The sequence below is a fragment of the Rhodoferax ferrireducens genome (assembly GCF_049302455.1).
Classification (GTDB): Bacteria; Pseudomonadota; Gammaproteobacteria; order Burkholderiales; family Burkholderiaceae_C; genus Rhodoferax; species Rhodoferax ferrireducens_B.
In genome coordinates this window covers 64,671-81,254 of sequence record NZ_JBAQMD010000115.1, presented here as the reverse complement: position 1 = coordinate 81,254, position 16,584 = coordinate 64,671, and the positions used below count along the sequence as shown (strand labels likewise).

The following is a 16,584-nucleotide window of genomic DNA, read 5'->3' as shown; positions in this document are numbered from 1 at the left end:
TCATGGAATTCTTCAAAATCAAACGCGACATTCCGTTCATGCGGCATGCCATCATTTTTAACGTGGTGTCGCTCATTACCTTTCTGGCAGCGGTTTTCTTTTTGTTCAGCCGCGGTCTGCATCTGTCGGTGGAGTTCACCGGTGGCACCTTGATGGAGGTGACCTACACGCAGCCGGCTGACTTGAACCTGGTTCGCAGTACGGTGGCCAAGCTCGGTTTGAACGATGTCCAGGTGCAAAACTTTGGCACCGCGCGTGATGTACTGATCCGTCTGCCGGTGCAAAAAGGCGTCACTTCTGCCCAGCAGAGTGTGCAGGTGATGGCCGCACTCAAGGCGGCGGATGCGACCGCGGTCATGCGCCGCACCGAATTTGTGGGTCCGCAGGTGGGCGACGAACTCGCTGCTGACGGCCTGAAGGCGCTGGCCTCCGTGGTGGTCGGCATCATGCTGTACCTGTCACTGCGGTTTGAATGGAAATTCGCGGTGGCGGCGATCATCGCCAATTTGCACGACGTTGTCATCATCCTCGGGTTTTTTGCGTTTTTCCAGTGGGAGTTCTCACTTCCGGTGCTGGCCGCCGTGCTGGCGGTGCTGGGTTATTCGGTCAACGAGTCGGTGGTGATTTTTGACCGGATTCGCGAGAATTTCCGGCGCTATCGCAAGATGAACACGATGCAGATCATCGACAGCGCCATTACCTCGACCATCAGCCGGACCATCATCACACACGGATCAACCCAGATGATGGTGTTGTCCATGTTGTTGTTCGGGGGCGCCACGCTGCACTATTTTGCCCTGGCCCTGACCATTGGCATTTTGTTTGGTATCTACTCTTCGGTTTTTGTGGCGGCCGCCATTGCCATGTGGCTGGGCATCCAGCGCGAAGACCTGATCAAGGGCGGGGCCAAAAAAGAAGAAGACCCGAATGACCCCAACGCTGGCGCCACCGTTTGATCAAACCGTGTGCCCAGGCCCATCCGGGCCGTGACGGATCGTTCCGTGCCGACGCCGTTGTTTTGGTCTGACTAGAATCAAAGCATGTCCACCCAGGCCTCCATGGCGCAACGCATCCAGCTCGCCCAAGAGACGCGCAAGCGCTTTCTGGCGGAGGCGGGTCGTGCCATGGTGGAGTTGGGTGTTGCGGCCCGGCAGCGGCTGACCGAGTTGATGAACGAGGCTGCGCCTTCGCGTGACATGCAAAACCGGCGCGACGCCTGGACGCTTTACCAGAGCTGCCAGACGGGCTGGGTTGAAGGTACCCTGACGGCCTGGCAGGCAGCCTTGAAGGCACCGGCGGCTGCGCCAAAGAGGGCGCCCGACGGTGATCTGGAGCTGGTTGGCACCGACGTGGTCGAGGACAAGATCATGGCCTCCCGGCTGGTCTTGAGCGTGATGGAAAAAGTCAGCGCCGAGTTGGATGATCTGCGTGTGCGCATCAAGCTGCTGGAGGGCACGCAAGACCTGCAGGACCACGATATTTTTCGTCCGGAAGTGTTGCTGCTGTTGATGATCGAACAGTGGTCCCTGGCTGGCATGCCCCGCGAGGCCTGGCCCCTGGTGAACGAGGTGGCGAGCACGCTGTTGACGCAGCGAATCAACCAGGCTTATGCGAACGCTAACGCCTTGTTGATCAAGCAAGGGGTGTTGCCGACGATTGAATTAAAAGATCGCGTCAGGCGTATCCCGTCCGCTGCGCCCCGCAGCGGTCCTTCGCCCATGCCATCGCCGGTGTCCGGTCGCGGCGCGCCTGAGGGTGCCGCCAGCCGTCGGGCGGCGCAGGCGGGCTCTGACACGGGTGGCGGCAGTGAGCGTGGTCATGTCGGTGGCGGCGCGCCGTCGGGTCATGCCAGGCCGCAATCCGCCGGGTTTTTTGGCGGCGCGGCCGAGGAGACCCGCATGATGACGTCCGGCACACCGCTGGCGCGGGCCCGCAGTCGGGCGCAGGGTGTGCTGGGCCAACTCAAGCGCTTGTTGCTGGGCTCGGGTGCAGGCGATTTTGAAGCCACGCACTATGAGCCGCCGTCGCCCGCATTGGCAGCGGCGATTGCGATGCGTTCCCAGCCGGTGGGCGTTTATTCCAGCGCTGGCACGGTGCTCGATGAGGACAGTCCGGCGGCGGTGGTCAGGGTGGCGGGCGAGCTGCGGCGCAGAACCACCGATCTCAAGAACAAGGCCGAAACCAAGAGTGAAAAAGCCATTATTGAAATCGTGGCCCTGATGTTCCAGGCCATCTTGCAGGAGGAACGCATTCCGCCCAGCATTCGGGTCTGGTTCGCGCGCCTGCAAATGCCGGTGCTGCGGCTGGCGCTGGCCGAGCCGGATTTTTTTGGCACCCTGAATCATCCGGCGCGCGAGTTGATTGACCGCATGGGGTCGTGTGTCATGGGTTTTGACGCCAGCGGCATCAGCGGCAGCGCGGTGGAGACCGAGATCAAGCGGGTGGTGCAGGTGATTGAGCAGTACCCCGAAACCGGACGCCGGGTGTACCAACTGGTGTATGACGAGTTTCAGAAGTTCCTGGCCAAATTCCTGACTGGACGCGCGTCAACCCAAAAAGCGGTTAGCGTGGCGCAGCAGGTGGAGCAAAAGGAGACACTCACGATCCAGTACACGATCGAGATGCGCAACATGCTCAAGGACATGCCGGTGCGCGACGAGATTCGTGAGTTTTTGTTCAAGGTCTGGGCCGAGGTGCTGGCGGTGGCGGCGGTGCGCAAAGGCCCGCAGCACGCTGACACGCTCGCGTTCAAAAAAACCGCCACCGATCTCCTGTGGGCCGCCAGCGCCAAGCCCAACCGCAACGACCGCGCCCGTGTGATCGCGGATTTGCCGCAATTGCTGCAGAAATTGCGCGCCGGCATGACGCTGCTGGGCGTGGCACCGTCCGAGCAGCAGCGCCATATTCAGACCGTCAGCGACACCCTGGCCGACGCGTTCCTGTCCAAGACCCAGGCGATTGGGAGCGAGCAGATTGCGGCCATGGCCGAACACCTGGAACACCTCGAAAACTTCGTCACCGATGACGGCCTGGGCGACCTGCCGCTGGACGCCCAGAGTATTGAAATGATGCTGGGTATCGACGCCTCAGCAATGGATGTAGTGACTGACGGTGGCTCCCAGCCCAGTGCGGCGATGCTGGCGTGGGCGCAGGAGCTGCAGGTGGGAGCCTGGTTTTCGCTGGACCACAACGGTCAACTCGCTCAGGTGCAGTTCGCCTGGCGCAGTGAAGGCAAACACCTGCACCTGTTTGCTTCGTCCACCGGGCACTGCTACCTGATGCAGACCGGGCGCCTGGCGGCCTACCTGCAGGCGGGTCTGTTGCTGCCGCAAGAAGAAGAAACACTCACTGTGCGCGCCACGCGCGATGCCCTGGGCAAGCTCGAAGCCAATCCGGAGCGGCTGCTCGGTTAATGGGCCACCCGGCTCGCGCCGTCGTCACACAGCTCGTCGAGTATCAGCGCGTCGGGCTCCAAGCCCAGACGCCAGAACACCATGAGCACAATGACCTTGAAGTCTTCCAGCGCCAAGGGGTAGGCGGGTGCTGCCATGGCGCGCTCCAGCACGATCTCGCGCAGAGGGCCTGGCAGCGCGCCCGCGTTTTCGAGAAAAGTGACAAAGCCCAGACAGGGCGCACCCAGGTGATTCTGCTCGGCCGCTGTGTACACGCGCAGGCTGTGCGGCGACTGGGCAATGGCATCTGTTTTTGATGCTTCTTGGGTGCTGTGGCCCGCGTCGGCTGGCGCTATCGCCACCGACTGCTCGCGCGCCGCCAGACTCAGGTCATGCAACCAGGTCAAGGCGTCCTGAATTTCCTCGGCATCAAAGCCGACGGCGCTGAGCTTTTGCTGCAGATCAGCCGGTTCAGGGCAGGACTCGCCATGCCAATAATTCTCGTAAACGAAAACAAGGACTTCAAACATGGGTGCAATATAGCCCGAAGGCGGATCGCTTAAGCGACAAGTTGACCGTCAAATCAGACCTGGCCCCTCGGGTCGTCGCGCGGGCGTCTATCCCCGGCTCATGCGCTGGAACAGGCCGCCGGGCAGGCGCACCAGCAGACCGTCGAGTTCGAGCGTCATCAACTGCGCTTGCAGGCCGGCGGTGTCGATGCCGCAGCGCGCCTGCAAGGCGTCCAGCCCGACGGGGTCGAAGCCGATCGCATCGAGCAACGCCGTTTGAGTGCCAAATGAGCCTGTAGCCCCCGCAGAACAAGCGTCAACAGCTATTGAATCGAGAGCGGGCGCCAGGCCGCTGTCAATTTTCATCTCCTCCAGCACGTCCTGCGCCGATTCCACCAGCTTGGCGCCTTGCTTGATGAGCGCGTGGCAACCGCGCGCCTGCGTGGAATGAATCGAGCCGGGAATGGCAAAAACATCTTTGCCCTGTTCGGCGCTGAGCCGCGCGGTGATCAGGGAGCCGGACTTCAGGGCGGCCTCGATCACCAGCGTGGCCTGCGCCAGCCCGGCAATCAGACGGTTGCGCTTGGGAAAATTGGCGGGCAGCGGCGGCGTGCCCAAGGGGTACTCGCTGATGAGCAAGCCGTTTTGGGCGATGCGGTGCGCCAGCGCCAAGTGTCTTTTGGGGTAGACCCGGTCCAGCCCGGTGCCCACCACGGCCACCGTGGCAAGCCGGTCGGAGCCCGGCGCCAGACTGTCGAGCGCACCCTCGTGGGCCGCGCCGTCCACCCCCAGGGCCAGTCCGCTGACCACGGTCAAGCCCGCCAGTCCCAGCGCCTTGGCAAACTGGCGCGCGTTGGCCGCGCCTTGGGGGGTCGGGTTACGGCTGCCGACCACGGCAATGCTGTTGGCCAGACTCAAGGCCAGCTTGTTTACTATTGAAGTAGTAGCTGCTTGCCCTTTATTGACGGGGGCTACAGCCTGATTTGATACAAATTCACCGCCACCCAGCAGGTACAGCATCAGGGGCGGGTCTTCGATGTTGAGCAGCGATTGCGGGTAGTTGGCATCCCCCAGCACCACGATTTGGCGCCGGGCACCACCGACACCGGTGTCCTGCAGCCAGGCCCAGGTCTGCTCCAGCAGTGGCGCCAGCTCAGGCGGCTCGGCGCGCAGGGCCGTGGCCTGCCGGGCGCTCACCACCTGCTGCAGCGTCGACGACGACTGCTCAAACACCTTTGCTGGCAAGCCAAACGCCACCAGCAATTGGCGGGCGGCTTCGTTGCCGACGCCGCTGCTGAGCGTCAGGCGCAGCCAGGCGGCCAGTTCGTCGCGTTCCACTGAAACCTTGGGGGTGCTGGCGTCAACGGGGTGTCAGTCTGCCTTAGCGCGGGTTGACCAGCCGGTCGCCGACTTTGACGCCATCCGTGATGTCGAGCACCAGCGCATACGAGAGTTTCTCGAAGGGGCGAAACACCATCAGCAGGCCATTGCGTTCATCGGGCAGCTTCAGCTCGGGGCGCGCCGCATCGGTTTTGTCGATCAGGCGCGCACCGTCTTTCAGGATCGCCAGGACGTGCCCGCTTTCGATGCCGTCGCGCGTGCCCAGATTGATCGCCACCACCTGGTTCTGCGCTGCGTTGACCACCGCGCTGCCGTAGACCGAGACAATGCGGGCGTTGACTGGCCCCTGGGGGGCGTGCGGCACGTAGCTCAACAACTGTTGTGGTGGCTCGGGCAGCAGCCGGTCGCCAACGCGCATCTCTTCCTTGGCCGCCACAATGTCAATCGTGGCCGGGATGATGTCGGTGCGGGGTTTGCCATCCTTGCCAACCGAGGCCTGGGTGGATTCGCCGCGCACCAGCAGCGCCTTGCCCACGTACTGCGCTTCATAGCCCAGAATTTCAGCGGTGACCGGGTCTTTCAACGGCGTGGCGTTGCGAAACACCCGGTACGCTTTCTGCTTCTGCGACGGTTCATCGATCAGCACCGCGTCACCCTGGCCGCGCGCGTAGGCCCGGTCACCCCGGGTCAGCAGCACGCGGCCCTCTTGCGCCGCCACAATGCGCGGCGCCAGGGCCAGGCCGTTCTCGTCCACGATCACCGGCTCGGCCAGAAACGGTTCGATCAAGTGGCTTTTGAGCGTCGGCAGGGCGTTGTCGGCCAGCTGTTCAATCCGGGTGCGTGGCGACAGGCGCACGGTCGTCAGCACCGCCGCATCGGCGCCCGATTGGCGAGTGCGCAGGGTGGCGCGCCCGCCCTGGCGCTCCAGATACAGCGTTTGCCCCGGGTAAATCAGATGGGGGTTGCGGATGTCAGCCAGATTCATGCCCCACAACTCGGGCCAGCGCCAGGCGCTTTTCAGGAACATGCCGGAGATGGCCCATAACGTGTCGCCGCGTTTGATGGTGTACTCATCGGGGGCGTTGGCCGCCAGTTCGCTCAAGGGCACGCCGGCCTGCGCGACCTGCGTCGCGGTCGCCTTTTGCCCTGCCGTGATCGGAAAATTCTGGGCCCAAGTTGGCGCGGTGGCCACGCTGGCGGTCAGCACCGCCAGGGTGATCCCCATGACTTTGGCGGCGGCGGTGGACTTTGGCATCAGGTTTTGGGTCATAGGGTTCTGCACGGCAAATGTGTTTCAGGCGGTTGGGGCGCCAGGCGGCGGACTGGCCAGCCTGGAGGACAACATGATAAGTCACGCACGATTTTGCACTTAAGCCCTTGATCCGGCAACGTTTCCTCGGTCTACCGTCTGCCGGCAGCGCCAAAAGTAGCGAAAATAGCGACATATCCCAAAACCTTGCGGGACAGGCCGCAGCCTGAAGGTTTGCGGGACAGACCGAAGTGACGCGAAGCGTACAAGCTCTGTCCTCAACATTTCAAGGCGTGCCAGCTCTGTCCTCAACTAAACTGAGACTTTGCGGGACAGACCGCAGCTACGCCCAGCGAGCCAGCTCTGTCCTCAATTAATTAAATGGCATTACTTCCAATTCTTTGTTATCCCGATCCCAAACTGCACACCGTGGCCAAACCGGTGTCAACGGTGGATGTGCGCGTTCAGACCCTGATCGTGGATATGCTGGAAACCATGTACGAGGCCAAAGGCATTGGCCTGGCGGCGACCCAGATCAATGTGCACGAGCGTCTGATCGTGATGGATGTCTCTGAAGAACGTGACGCGCCGCTGGTGCTGATCAACCCGCAACTGGTCTGGAGCAGCGCCGAGACGCACCTCAACGAAGAGGGCTGTTTGTCGGTGCCGGGTATTTATGACGGTGTCGAGCGTTTTGACGCCGTCACCGTGACGGCGCTGGACGCTCAGGGCCAGTCGCGCCTGATTGAAGCCGAAGGCCTGCTGGCCGTGTGTATCCAGCATGAGATGGACCACCTGCTGGGCAAGGTTTTTGTCGAATACCTGTCGCCGCTCAAGCGCAACCGGATCAAGAAAAAAATGCTCAAAGCGCAGCGCGAGGAGCGTGAGTGAGGCTGATCTTTGTCGGCACACCCGAATTTGCCCGCGTCGCGCTGGCACAGCTGCACGCTAGCGGGCATGAAATTGCGCTGGTGCTGACACAGCCGGACCGGCCCGCCGGGCGCGGCATGAAGCTGCAGGCCTCCGCCGTCAAGCAGTTCGCGCTGGATCACGGTCTGGCGCTGGCGCAGCCGCGCAGCCTGCGGCTGGATGGCAAATACCCTGAGGACGCGGCTGCCGCACGGGAGGCGCTGGTGGCGGCGCAGGCCGATGCCATGGTGGTGGCCGCCTATGGCCTGATCCTGCCGCAGTGGGTGCTGGATGTGCCCGCCCGCGGTTGCTTCAATATTCACGCTTCGCTGCTGCCGCGCTGGCGGGGCGCGGCACCGATTCACCGCGCCATCGAGGCGGGCGACGCGCAAACTGGCGTGACCATCATGCAAATGGACGCCGGGCTCGACACCGGCGCCATGCTGCTGGCGCAGGCGATCCCGATCGAGGCGGGCGACACCACCGGCAGCCTGCATGACCGGCTGGCCGAACTGGGCGCACAGCTGATGCTGCAAGTGCTGGCGCAGGCGGTCCATGGCCGTTTGCAGCCGGTGGCACAGGCGGCACAAGGCGTGACCTACGCCCACAAAATTGAAAAACACGAGGCGGCCATCGATTGGACGCAACCCGCTGCGGTGATCGCGCAACGCATCCGTGCCTTCAATCCATTCCCCGGTGCCACGGCGGTTTTGAATGGTGAAACGCTGAAGATATGGCTGGCAGACGTCGCACCGGGTGTTCCATCCGTTTCCAAGGAATTTGGATCAATTCTGGCTGTAGCCCCCGCAGGTATTGAGGTTGTAGCTATGAAATCAATAGTAAACATCACACAGCTGCAGCGCCCCGGCGGCAAGCGCCTGGGCGTGGCCGAGTTTCTGCGCGGGTTTGACGTGCAGCCCGGCATGGTTTTTGAGAAGCCCGGCAGCTAGCGCCGCCCAAGGCCAGCTTGACTTCAGACGGTGTTCGTTTAAATTCAAGCCATGTGCCCGAACCGCCAAACCCCCCTGGCCGCAGCGCCCGAGCTGCAGCGCCTGCTGGCGCGCTACCCGCCTGACCCGCATGCCTTGCTGCAGATTCTGCGCGAGTTGCAGGCCCTGCAAGGCTGGCTGGCGCCTGACGCCCTGGGCCAGGTCGCCAGCGCGCTCGGCCTGACGCTGGCGCAGGTGCAAGGGGTGGCTGGTTTTTACCGCTTCTTGCACACCCAGCCGGTCGGCGCCTACCGCGTGCTGTTCAGCGACAACGTGACCGACCGCCTGCTGGGCAGCGAGGTGCTGCTGGCCGATCTGTGCCAGCGCCTGGGGGTCGTACCCGGTCAGCTCAGCTTTGACGGCTTGGTCAGCGTGGAGCGGACCTCCTGCACCGGGCTGTGCGATCAGGGGCCGGCCTTGCTGATCAACCACCATCAGGTGCTCACCCGGCTGGACGCCGCCCGGGTGGCGCACATGGCCGAGTTGATCCGCGCGCGCGTGCCGGTGCCGCAATGGCCCGCCGCGTGGTTCGAGGTGCAGGACAACATCCGCCGGGCCGATGTGCTGCTTGGCGCGCCTTGCGCGCCGGGGGCTGCGTTGGCACAGGCGCTGGCGCGTGGGGCAGACGCGACGCTGGCCGAGATCAAGCACTCCAATTTGCGCGGGCGCGGCGGCGCCGGTTTTGCCACCGGCCTCAAATGGGAGCTGTGCCGCCAGGCCCCCGGCACGGAGCACATCGTGGTGTGCAATGCCGACGAAGGTGAACCCGGCACCTTCAAGGACCGCGTGCTGCTGAGCCGACAGGCTGACGCGGTGTTCGAGGGTATGACCGTCGCCGCCCACGTGCTTGGCGCGCGCCGCGGTTTTCTTTACCTGCGGGGCGAATACCGCTACCTGCTGGAGCCCTTGCTGGCCGTTTTGCAGCGCAGGCGCGCGGAGCAGTTGCTGGGCGCCCACATCCTGGGGCAGGCCGGTTTCGATTTCGACATCGCCATTCACGTCGGCGCCGGCGCCTATGTCTGCGGCGAGGAGTCGGCGCTGATCGAGTCGCTCGAAGGCAAGCGCGGCACGCCGCGCATCCGCCCGCCATTCCCGGCCGAGCACGGCTACCTGGGGCATCCGACCCTGGTCAACAACGTGGAGACTTTTTGCGCCGTGGCGCACATCGCGCAGCACGGCGGCGCGCTCTGGGCCGGCATCGGAACGTCCAAATCGACCGGCACCAAGATTCACTCGGTGTCGGGCGACTGCGCCCGCCCGGGCCTGTACGAATACCCCTTGGGCACGCCGGTGAGCCGCCTGCTGGCGGACTGCGGCGCGCGCGACACGCAGGCGGTGCAGGTCGGCGGGCCGTCCGGCGTGTGCCTGGCGCCAGACGAGTTCGAGCGCCGCATCGCGTTTGAAGACGTGCCGACGGCGGGCGCCTTCATGGTGTTTGACCGCTCGCGTGACATGTTCGAGGTGGCACGCGGTTTTGCGCATTTTTTTGCCCACGAGAGTTGTGGCTTCTGCACCCCATGCCGGGTCGGCACCGCCTTGCTGGTCAAGCGCATGGACAAGCTCGCGGGCGGCCATGGCTCAGGCGACGACCTTGATGTGCTGTTCGAGTTGGATCGCCTGCTGCACAGCACCACCCATTGCGGCCTGGGGGCGAGCGCCTGCAACTCCTTGCGCGATACGGTGCTGAAGTTTCGCCCGGCCTACGAGCAACGATTGCAGTCGCTCGATTTCGAGCCGGGTTTTGACCTCGACGCCGAGCTGTCGATTGCCCGGCGCATGACCGGTCGCGACGACGCCGCCGCGCACCTGGAGAACCGCACATGACGGATGACGTGAGCCCCAGCCAGAGCTTCTCGCTCGACGGCGACGACCTGCCGTTTGCGTCCGGGGAGACCATTTTGCAGGCCGCCACGCGCGCCGGGCGCTACATCCCGCACCTGTGCTGGCACCCGGACTTTGCGGCGCATGGCTCGTGCCGGATCTGCAGCGTCAAGGTGAATGGCCGCGTCGGTGCCGCCTGCACCGTGCAAGCGGCGGCCGGGCTGGAGGTCGAAAGCAATACGCCGGAGATGAACCGCCAGCGCAAGACGCTGCTGCAGATGCTGTTCGTTGAGGGCAACCACTTTTGCCCCAGTTGCGAGAAAAGCGGCCATTGCCTGCTGCAGGCCACCGCCTACCAGATGGGCATGGAAGGGCCGCACTTCGAGGAGTTCTACCCCAACCGCCCGGTGGACGCCAGCCACCCCGACATCCTGCTCGACTTCAACCGCTGCATTTTGTGCGAGTTGTGCGTGCGCGCCAGCCGCGAGGTCGATGGCAAGAACATCTTTGCCGTTGGCGGCTATGGCATTGGCACCCACCTGCTGGTGAACAGCGCCAGCGGGCAGTTGGGCGACACCGCGATGAGTCTGGATGACCGCGCGGCCCATATCTGCCCGGTGGGCGTGATCCTGCCCAAGCGGCGTGGCTTTGTGATCCCGATCGGACAGCGGCGTTTCGATTTGAAGCCGGTGTCGCAGCAGGTGGAAGGCGACGCGACATGATGGCAACTGCGATGCCCCAAACGCCGCGCAAGCTCAAGGTCGCCACCGTGTCGCTGGCCGGCTGTTTTGGCTGCCACATGTCTTTTCTGGATATTGACGAGCGGCTGTTCGATCTGATCGAGCACATCGAGTTCGACCGCTCGCCGCTGACCGATATCAAGCAGGTCGGGGCATGTGACATCGGCCTGATCGAAGGCGGCCTGTGCAATGCCGAGAATGTGCTGGTGCTGCGTGAGTTCCGCGCGCACTGCAAAACGCTGGTGGCAGTCGGCGCCTGCGCCATTACCGGCGGTTTGCCGGCGCAGCGCAATCACCTCGATTTGGGCCAGTTGCTGACTGAGGTCTACCGCAGCCGGCCGGGCCTGAGCGCGGGCGGCGCCATCCCCAATGACCCCGAACTGCCGCTGCTGCTGAACAAAGTGCACCCGATCCGCGAGGTGGTGCATGTGGACTACTCCCTGCCCGGTTGCCCGCCCTCGGCTGACGCTTTCTGGCACTTCTTGAGCGACCTGATGGCCGGGCGCACGCCGCACCTGGGGCACGGCCTGATCCACTATGACTGACTGTGACCGAGTATGAGCACCTCACTCGAAACCGCTGCCCCTGACGCCGTCGCCCAAGGCCTGCGCCGGGTCGCCATCGACCCGGTGTCACGGGTTGAAGGCCATGGCAAGGTCACGCTCTTACTGGACGCGAACAACCGCGTGCAGCAGGTGCGCCTGCACATCGTTGAGTTCCGCGGCTTCGAGAAATTCATCGAAGGCCGACCCTACTGGGAAGTGCCGGTGATGGTGCAGCGGCTGTGCGGCATCTGCCCGGTGTCGCACCACCTGGCGGCGTCCAAAGCGTTCGACCGGGTGGTCGGCGCCTTGCCCGTCACGCCCACGGCCGACAAGATCCGCCGCCTGATGCATTACGGCCAGGTGATGCAGTCGCACGCCCTGCATTTCTTTTACCTGGCCGCGCCCGACCTGCTGTTTGGTTTTGACTCCGAGGTGAACCGGCGCAACATCGTCGGCGTGGCGCAGGCCCATCCCGACATCGCCCGCAAAGGTGTGCTGCTGCGCAAGTTCGGCCAGGAGGTGATCCGCGCCACCGCCGGCAAGCGCGTGCATGGCACCGGTTCGGTGCCGGGCGGCGTCAACAAGCATGTCAGCCCGCAAGACCGGGCCCTGCTGCAACGCGATGTGGCGCAAATGCTCGCGTGGGCGCAAGAAGCGGTGGCGATAGCCAAACAATTACATGCGCAGAACCCGGCGCTGTACGACAGCTTTGGCAGCTTTCGCTCCAACCTGTTGTCGCTGGTCAGGATGGATGGCGCGCTGGACCTGTACGACGGCGTGCTGCGGGCGCGCGACACGGCGGGTGTCATCCTGTTCGACGGCGCCAGCGACCAGGACTATCTGGGTTTGATCGAGGAAGAAGTCAAACCCTGGACCTACATGAAGTTTCCGTTTCTCAAAAGCCTGGGGCCGGAGCTGGGCTGGTACCGGGTCGGGCCGCTGGCACGGCTGCAAAACTGCGACTTCATCCCCAGCCCTCTGGCTGAACGTGAGCGCCTGGACTTCATCGCCTGGGGCCGGGGCGAGCCGATCCAGGCCACGCTGGCCTACCACTGGGCGCGCATGGTGGAGATGCTGCATTGCGTCGAGGTCATCCAGGGTCTACTCGATGACCCCGACATCCTGGGCGGCGAGCTGATCGCCAGCGGGCCGCGCCAACGCGGCGGCGTCGGGGTGATCGAGGCACCTCGCGGTACGCTGTTCCATCATTACGAGGTCGGCGACGACGATCTGGTGACGATGTGCAACCTGATCGTCTCGACCACCCACAACAACCAGGCCATGAACGAATCCGTGCGATCGGTGGCACGCGAGTACCTGGACGGGCGCGAGCTGACCGAAGGCCTGCTCAACCACATCGAGGTCGCCATCCGCGCTTACGACCCCTGTCTGTCGTGTGCCACCCACGCGCTGGGTCAGATGCCGCTGGAGGTGACTCTGCTCGGGTTTGACGGCGCGCTGATCGATCGTGTCCTCAAGTCGCACAGCGGTGAGTTCCGCCATGACCTGGGTACTGTGCCAAGCGTATCGGTATGACGGCAACACCCGCGCCGGTGGCGCCGCTGCTGGTGTTCGGCTGGGGTAATCTGAGTCGCGGCGACGACGCGCTGGGGCCTTTGTGCATCGAGCGCCTGCGTGCCCTGGCTGCGCCTGCCGCCGCCGTGGACTACCTCGACGACTACCAGTTGCAGATTGAACACGCACTCGATCTGGTGGGCAGGCAACGTGTGTTGTTTGTCGATGCCAGTCTGAGTTGTCGTGCGCCGTTCGAGCTGACGCAACTGCACGCCGCGCCGGACATCAGCTTCACGACGCACGCCTTGAGCCCGCAGGCGCTGATGCAGGTGTTTTGTGATCTGCGCGGCGAGGCGCCGCCGTCCTGCACCCTGCTGGCGATTCGTGGCGAGCGTTTCGAGCTTGGCACGCCACCCAGTCACGCCGCGCTGGCGCATCTGGCGGCGGCGCTGGCCTGGGCGACGGACTGGCTTGATGCAGACCAATGACAGCGCGTTTGCGGATTATCAAACGCTCAGGTGCCACAGCGGCGGATAAGAGAACCCGTGAGGCGTGCACCGCATGCCCCGGGCACAACCGCAATGCACAACCACTGGGAACACTTCGAGCATGGCGCCGACATCGGCGTGCGCGGCATTGGTGTCACCAAGGCCGGCGCTTTTGAGCAGGCCGCGCTGGCGCTGACGGCTGTGATCACCGACCCGCAGCAGGTGGCCGCAGTTGAGGCCGTGCACATCACTTGCGAGGCGCCGGACGACGAGTTGCTGCTCGCCGGCTGGCTCAATGCGCTGGTGTATGAGATGGCGGTGCGGCGCATGCTGTTTGGCCGCTTTCATGTCGACCTCAATGGCACGCACCTGGACGCGCAGGTCATGGGCGAGCCCACCTCGGTGCAGCGCCATCAGCCGGCGGTGGAAGTCAAGGGCGCCACTTACACCGCCTTGCGCGTGGCACCCATCGATGGTGGCTGGCTGGCGCAAACCGTGGTCGATGTCTGAGCCATGGATCTGACGCTCCTGAAACAACACAGCGCCTGTGCCTGGGAGATCCCGGCGCAGGGCAAGATGCGTGTGCCGGCCATGATTTACGCCAGCCGGGAACTGGTGCGCGCGATGGACCACAAGGTCTACGAGCAGGCGGTCAACGTGGCCATGCTGCCGGGTATTGTGGGCGCCTCGTATGTGATGCCCGACGCCCACTGGGGTTATGGTTTTCCGATCGGTGGCGTGGCGGCCTTCGATGCCGATGCCGGGGGCGTGGTCTCGGCCGGCGGCGTGGGTTTTGACGTCTCGTGCGGTGTGCGCTGCCTGCACACCGGGCTGCGCCGCGAACACATCATGGCCGTGCAGCGCGAGCTGGCCGAAGCGCTGTTCGAGCACATCCCGGCCGGCGTCGGCAGCACCGGGGCGATCCGGCTCAACAGCGTGCAGATGGACGCCATGCTCAGCGGCGGGGCCAAGTGGGCGGTCGAGCGGGGTTGGGGCAGCAGTGCCGACCTGGAGCGGGTCGAAGAGCATGGCCAGATGCTGCACGCCAAACCCAAATACGTCTCGGAGCAGGCCAAGAAGCGCCAGCGCGAAGAGATGGGCACGCTGGGCAGCGGCAACCATTACCTGGAGGTGCAGGAGGTCACGGCGGTGTTTGATGACACCATTGCCAGCGCCTACGGCCTGCACCAAGGCGACATCGTGCTGATGATTCACTGTGGCTCGCGCGGGCTGGGGCACCAGATCGGCACCGAATTTCTGCGCAAAATGGTTGAAGCCGCGCCGGGCTACGGCATCATCCTGCCCGACCGCGAGCTGGCGTGTGCGCCGATACGCTCCGACCTGGGCCAGGAATACCTCGGTGCGATGCGTGCGGCCATCAACTGCGCGCTGGCCAATCGCCAGATCCTGACGCAACTGGTGCGCGACGTGTTTGCCAAACTGCTGCCCTCGGCGCAACTGCCGGTGCTGTATGACGTGTCGCACAACACCTGCAAGCTGGAAACGTACAAGGTCGACGGCCAGCTGCGCGAACTCTATGTGCACCGCAAGGGCGCCACACGGGCCTGGGGCCCCGGCCACCCCGGCTTGCCGCAGGCTTTGCGTGCCAGCGGCCAGCCGGTGCTGATTGGCGGCTCGATGGGCACCGGCTCTTATGTGCTGGCGGGTACCACGGCCTCGGAGTCACTGGCGTTTTCGTCGGCCTGCCACGGCGCCGGACGCGCCATGAGCCGGCATCAGGCCCTCAAGACCTGGAACGGGCGCACGGTGGTCGATGAGCTGGCGCAACGCGGCATCCTGATACGCAGCCCTTCCATGCGCGGCGTGGCCGAGGAAGCACCCGACGCCTACAAGGACGTGAACGCGGTCGTCGATGCCGCCGATGTGGCTGGCCTGGCGCGCAAGGTGGCGCGGCTGGAGCCGCTGGTGTGTATCAAGGGCTAGACGTCACCCGACAAACCATGGACACCGTCACACTCTGGCTGGCCGGCGACGTGATGACCGGGCGTGGCATCGACCAGATTCAGGCGCACCCCGTTGCGCCGCTGCTGTATGAGCGCTGGGTGCGCGACGCGCGCGACTACGTGCGGCTGGCCGAACAGTTCAATGGGCCGGTGCCGGCCCCAGTGGCACCGGACTACATCTGGGGTGATGCGCTGGCCGAGATCGAGCGGCGCCAACCCGAACTGCGCCTGGTGAATCTGGAGACGGCGATCACGACCTTGGATGAAGCCTGGCCCGACAAGGGCATCAACTACCGCATGCATCCCGCCAACATCGGCTGCCTCACCGCCGCGCGCATCGACGGCTGCGCGCTGGCCAACAACCATGTGCTGGACTGGGGACGCCCGGGACTGGCAGAAACCCTGCACACGCTCAAGCAGGCCGGAATCCAGAGCGCCGGCGCCGGCAGCCATCTTGAGGCCGCCTGCGCACCCGCCACCTGGCCACTCGCTGGCGGCGCGCGCCTGCTGGTGTTTTCCTGGGCCGGTCCGGACAGCGGCGTGCCGCCCGCCTGGGGCGCCACGCCGCAGCGTTCTGGCGTCGCACTGCTGGCCGATTTGACAGAGGCCAGCGCGCAGCAAGTCGCCGCGCGCGTCGCCCGGCAGCGCCAGCCCGGCGACCGCGTCGTGGTCTCGCTGCACTGGGGCGGCAACTGGGGGGTCGAAGTGCCGCAACTGCATCGCCGCTTTGCGCAGCGCCTGATTGAGCTGGGCGCGGCCGATCTGGTGCACGGCCATTCGTCACACCATCCGCGACCGGTCGAGGTTTACCGCGGGCGGCTCATTCTTTATGGCTGTGGTGATCTCATCAATGACTATGAAGGCATCGCGTCGCAAGAGCGGTTTGATCCCAGTGCCGTGTGTCTGTACTTTGCGCAGCTCGCGCGCGACACCGGCGCGCTGCAGCGGCTTGAGATCGTGCCCATGCAGCTGCGCCGCCTGCGGCTGAGACACGCCCAACCCTCTGCGCGACGCAGCCTGCAATCATTGTTCGAGACCGAAGGCCGGCACTTCAACACGGGCGTGCAAGCGCAAGCCGATGGCAGCTGGCAACTGCGCTGGTGATGGCCTGGAGCCGTGTTC

15 protein-coding genes are annotated in these 16,584 nt (G+C 64.6%); 12 read left to right on the top strand and 3 right to left on the bottom strand.

The features are described 5' to 3' along the window. Window positions 1–2: 2 nt before the first annotated feature. A complete protein-coding gene (gene secF / locus WA157_RS19040; protein ID WP_422622479.1) occupies window positions 3–956 on the top strand; it encodes a protein translocase subunit SecF in 954 nt (317 codons plus the stop codon). Window positions 957–1,040: 84 nt separating this feature from the next. After that, window positions 1,041–3,413, top strand: coding sequence for a DUF1631 family protein (locus WA157_RS19035; protein WP_422622478.1), 2,373 nt, complete (start codon window positions 1,041–1,043; stop codon window positions 3,411–3,413). Here WA157_RS19035 and WA157_RS19030 read toward each other — a convergent pair. The 3 genes from WA157_RS19030 to WA157_RS19020 form a co-directional block, all read right to left on the bottom strand. Beyond that, window positions 3,410–3,922 (bottom strand): DUF494 family protein, encoded by a 513-nt coding sequence (locus tag WA157_RS19030; RefSeq protein ID WP_422622477.1) that lies wholly within the window; start codon window positions 3,920–3,922, stop codon window positions 3,410–3,412. The genes WA157_RS19035 and WA157_RS19030 overlap by 4 nt on opposite strands. Window positions 3,923–4,009: 87 nt before the next feature. After that, window positions 4,010–5,239, bottom strand: coding sequence for a DNA-processing protein DprA (gene dprA / locus WA157_RS19025; protein ID WP_422622476.1), 1,230 nt, complete (start codon window positions 5,237–5,239; stop codon window positions 4,010–4,012). Window positions 5,240–5,282: 43 nt separating this feature from the next. Continuing rightward, window positions 5,283–6,512 carry a LysM peptidoglycan-binding domain-containing protein gene (locus tag WA157_RS19020; RefSeq protein ID WP_422622475.1) on the bottom strand — a complete coding sequence of 410 codons (1,230 nt, stop codon included), beginning with the start codon at window positions 6,510–6,512 and terminating at the stop codon, window positions 5,283–5,285. Between the two features lie 360 nt (window positions 6,513–6,872). Between WA157_RS19020 and def the strand changes: the two genes are divergently transcribed. The 10 genes from def to WA157_RS18970 all read left to right on the top strand — a co-directional run bounded on the left by def (window position 6,873) and on the right by WA157_RS18970 (window position 16,566). After that, window positions 6,873–7,382, top strand: a complete 510-nt coding sequence (def, locus tag WA157_RS19015) for a peptide deformylase (RefSeq protein WP_422622474.1) — start codon at window positions 6,873–6,875, stop codon at window positions 7,380–7,382. Next, a complete protein-coding gene (gene fmt / locus WA157_RS19010) occupies window positions 7,379–8,350 on the top strand; it encodes a methionyl-tRNA formyltransferase (protein ID WP_422622473.1) in 972 nt (323 codons plus the stop codon). The genes def and fmt overlap by 4 nt, the downstream gene beginning before the upstream one ends. Before the next feature lie 51 nt (window positions 8,351–8,401). Beyond that, on the top strand, window positions 8,402–10,213 hold the full coding sequence (locus WA157_RS19005; protein ID WP_422622472.1) for an NAD(P)H-dependent oxidoreductase subunit E: 1,812 nt from the start codon (window positions 8,402–8,404) through the stop codon (window positions 10,211–10,213). Then, on the top strand, window positions 10,210–10,932 hold the full coding sequence (locus WA157_RS19000; protein WP_422622471.1) for a 2Fe-2S iron-sulfur cluster-binding protein: 723 nt from the start codon (window positions 10,210–10,212) through the stop codon (window positions 10,930–10,932). Before WA157_RS19005 ends, WA157_RS19000 begins: the two co-directional genes overlap by 4 nt. Further along, the gene (locus WA157_RS18995) at window positions 10,929–11,495 is read left to right on the top strand and encodes an NADP oxidoreductase (RefSeq protein ID WP_422622470.1); all 567 of its coding nucleotides are present in this window, start codon (window positions 10,929–10,931) and stop codon (window positions 11,493–11,495) included. Before WA157_RS19000 ends, WA157_RS18995 begins: the two co-directional genes overlap by 4 nt. 12 nt (window positions 11,496–11,507) lie before the next feature. Then, window positions 11,508–13,031, top strand: coding sequence for a Ni/Fe hydrogenase subunit alpha (locus WA157_RS18990; protein ID WP_422622469.1), 1,524 nt, complete (start codon window positions 11,508–11,510; stop codon window positions 13,029–13,031). After that, window positions 13,028–13,498, top strand: coding sequence for a hydrogenase maturation protease (locus WA157_RS18985; RefSeq protein WP_422622468.1), 471 nt, complete (start codon window positions 13,028–13,030; stop codon window positions 13,496–13,498). The genes WA157_RS18990 and WA157_RS18985 overlap by 4 nt, the downstream gene beginning before the upstream one ends. 93 nt (window positions 13,499–13,591) lie before the next feature. After that, window positions 13,592–14,008 carry an archease gene (locus tag WA157_RS18980; RefSeq protein WP_422622467.1) on the top strand — a complete coding sequence of 139 codons (417 nt, stop codon included), beginning with the start codon at window positions 13,592–13,594 and terminating at the stop codon, window positions 14,006–14,008. A gap of 3 nt (window positions 14,009–14,011) precedes the next feature. Beyond that, window positions 14,012–15,442, top strand: coding sequence for an RtcB family protein (locus WA157_RS18975; RefSeq protein ID WP_422622466.1), 1,431 nt, complete (start codon window positions 14,012–14,014; stop codon window positions 15,440–15,442). A 17-nt stretch (window positions 15,443–15,459) separates the two neighbouring features. Then, on the top strand, window positions 15,460–16,566 hold the full coding sequence (locus tag WA157_RS18970; protein WP_422622465.1) for a CapA family protein: 1,107 nt from the start codon (window positions 15,460–15,462) through the stop codon (window positions 16,564–16,566). Window positions 16,567–16,584 lie beyond the last annotated feature (18 nt).

Coding starts and splice junctions, on each gene's coding strand:
- WA157_RS18990 (WP_422622469.1), top strand. CDS start 11,508: ATGAGCACCTCACTCGAAACCGCTGCCCCTGACGCCGTCGCCCAAGGC.
- WA157_RS19000 (WP_422622471.1), top strand. CDS start 10,210: ATGACGGATGACGTGAGCCCCAGCCAGAGCTTCTCGCTCGACGGCGAC.
- WA157_RS18985 (WP_422622468.1), top strand. CDS start 13,028: ATGACGGCAACACCCGCGCCGGTGGCGCCGCTGCTGGTGTTCGGCTGG.
- WA157_RS19030 (WP_422622477.1), bottom strand. CDS start 3,922: ATGTTTGAAGTCCTTGTTTTCGTTTACGAGAATTATTGGCATGGCGAG.
- WA157_RS19035 (WP_422622478.1), top strand. CDS start 1,041: ATGTCCACCCAGGCCTCCATGGCGCAACGCATCCAGCTCGCCCAAGAG.
- WA157_RS18995 (WP_422622470.1), top strand. CDS start 10,929: ATGATGGCAACTGCGATGCCCCAAACGCCGCGCAAGCTCAAGGTCGCC.
- WA157_RS18970 (WP_422622465.1), top strand. CDS start 15,460: ATGGACACCGTCACACTCTGGCTGGCCGGCGACGTGATGACCGGGCGT.
- WA157_RS19020 (WP_422622475.1), bottom strand. CDS start 6,512: ATGACCCAAAACCTGATGCCAAAGTCCACCGCCGCCGCCAAAGTCATG.
- WA157_RS18975 (WP_422622466.1), top strand. CDS start 14,012: ATGGATCTGACGCTCCTGAAACAACACAGCGCCTGTGCCTGGGAGATC.
- def (WP_422622474.1), top strand. CDS start 6,873: ATGGCATTACTTCCAATTCTTTGTTATCCCGATCCCAAACTGCACACC.
- secF (WP_422622479.1), top strand. CDS start 3: ATGGAATTCTTCAAAATCAAACGCGACATTCCGTTCATGCGGCATGCC.
- WA157_RS19005 (WP_422622472.1), top strand. CDS start 8,402: ATGTGCCCGAACCGCCAAACCCCCCTGGCCGCAGCGCCCGAGCTGCAG.
- WA157_RS18980 (WP_422622467.1), top strand. CDS start 13,592: ATGCACAACCACTGGGAACACTTCGAGCATGGCGCCGACATCGGCGTG.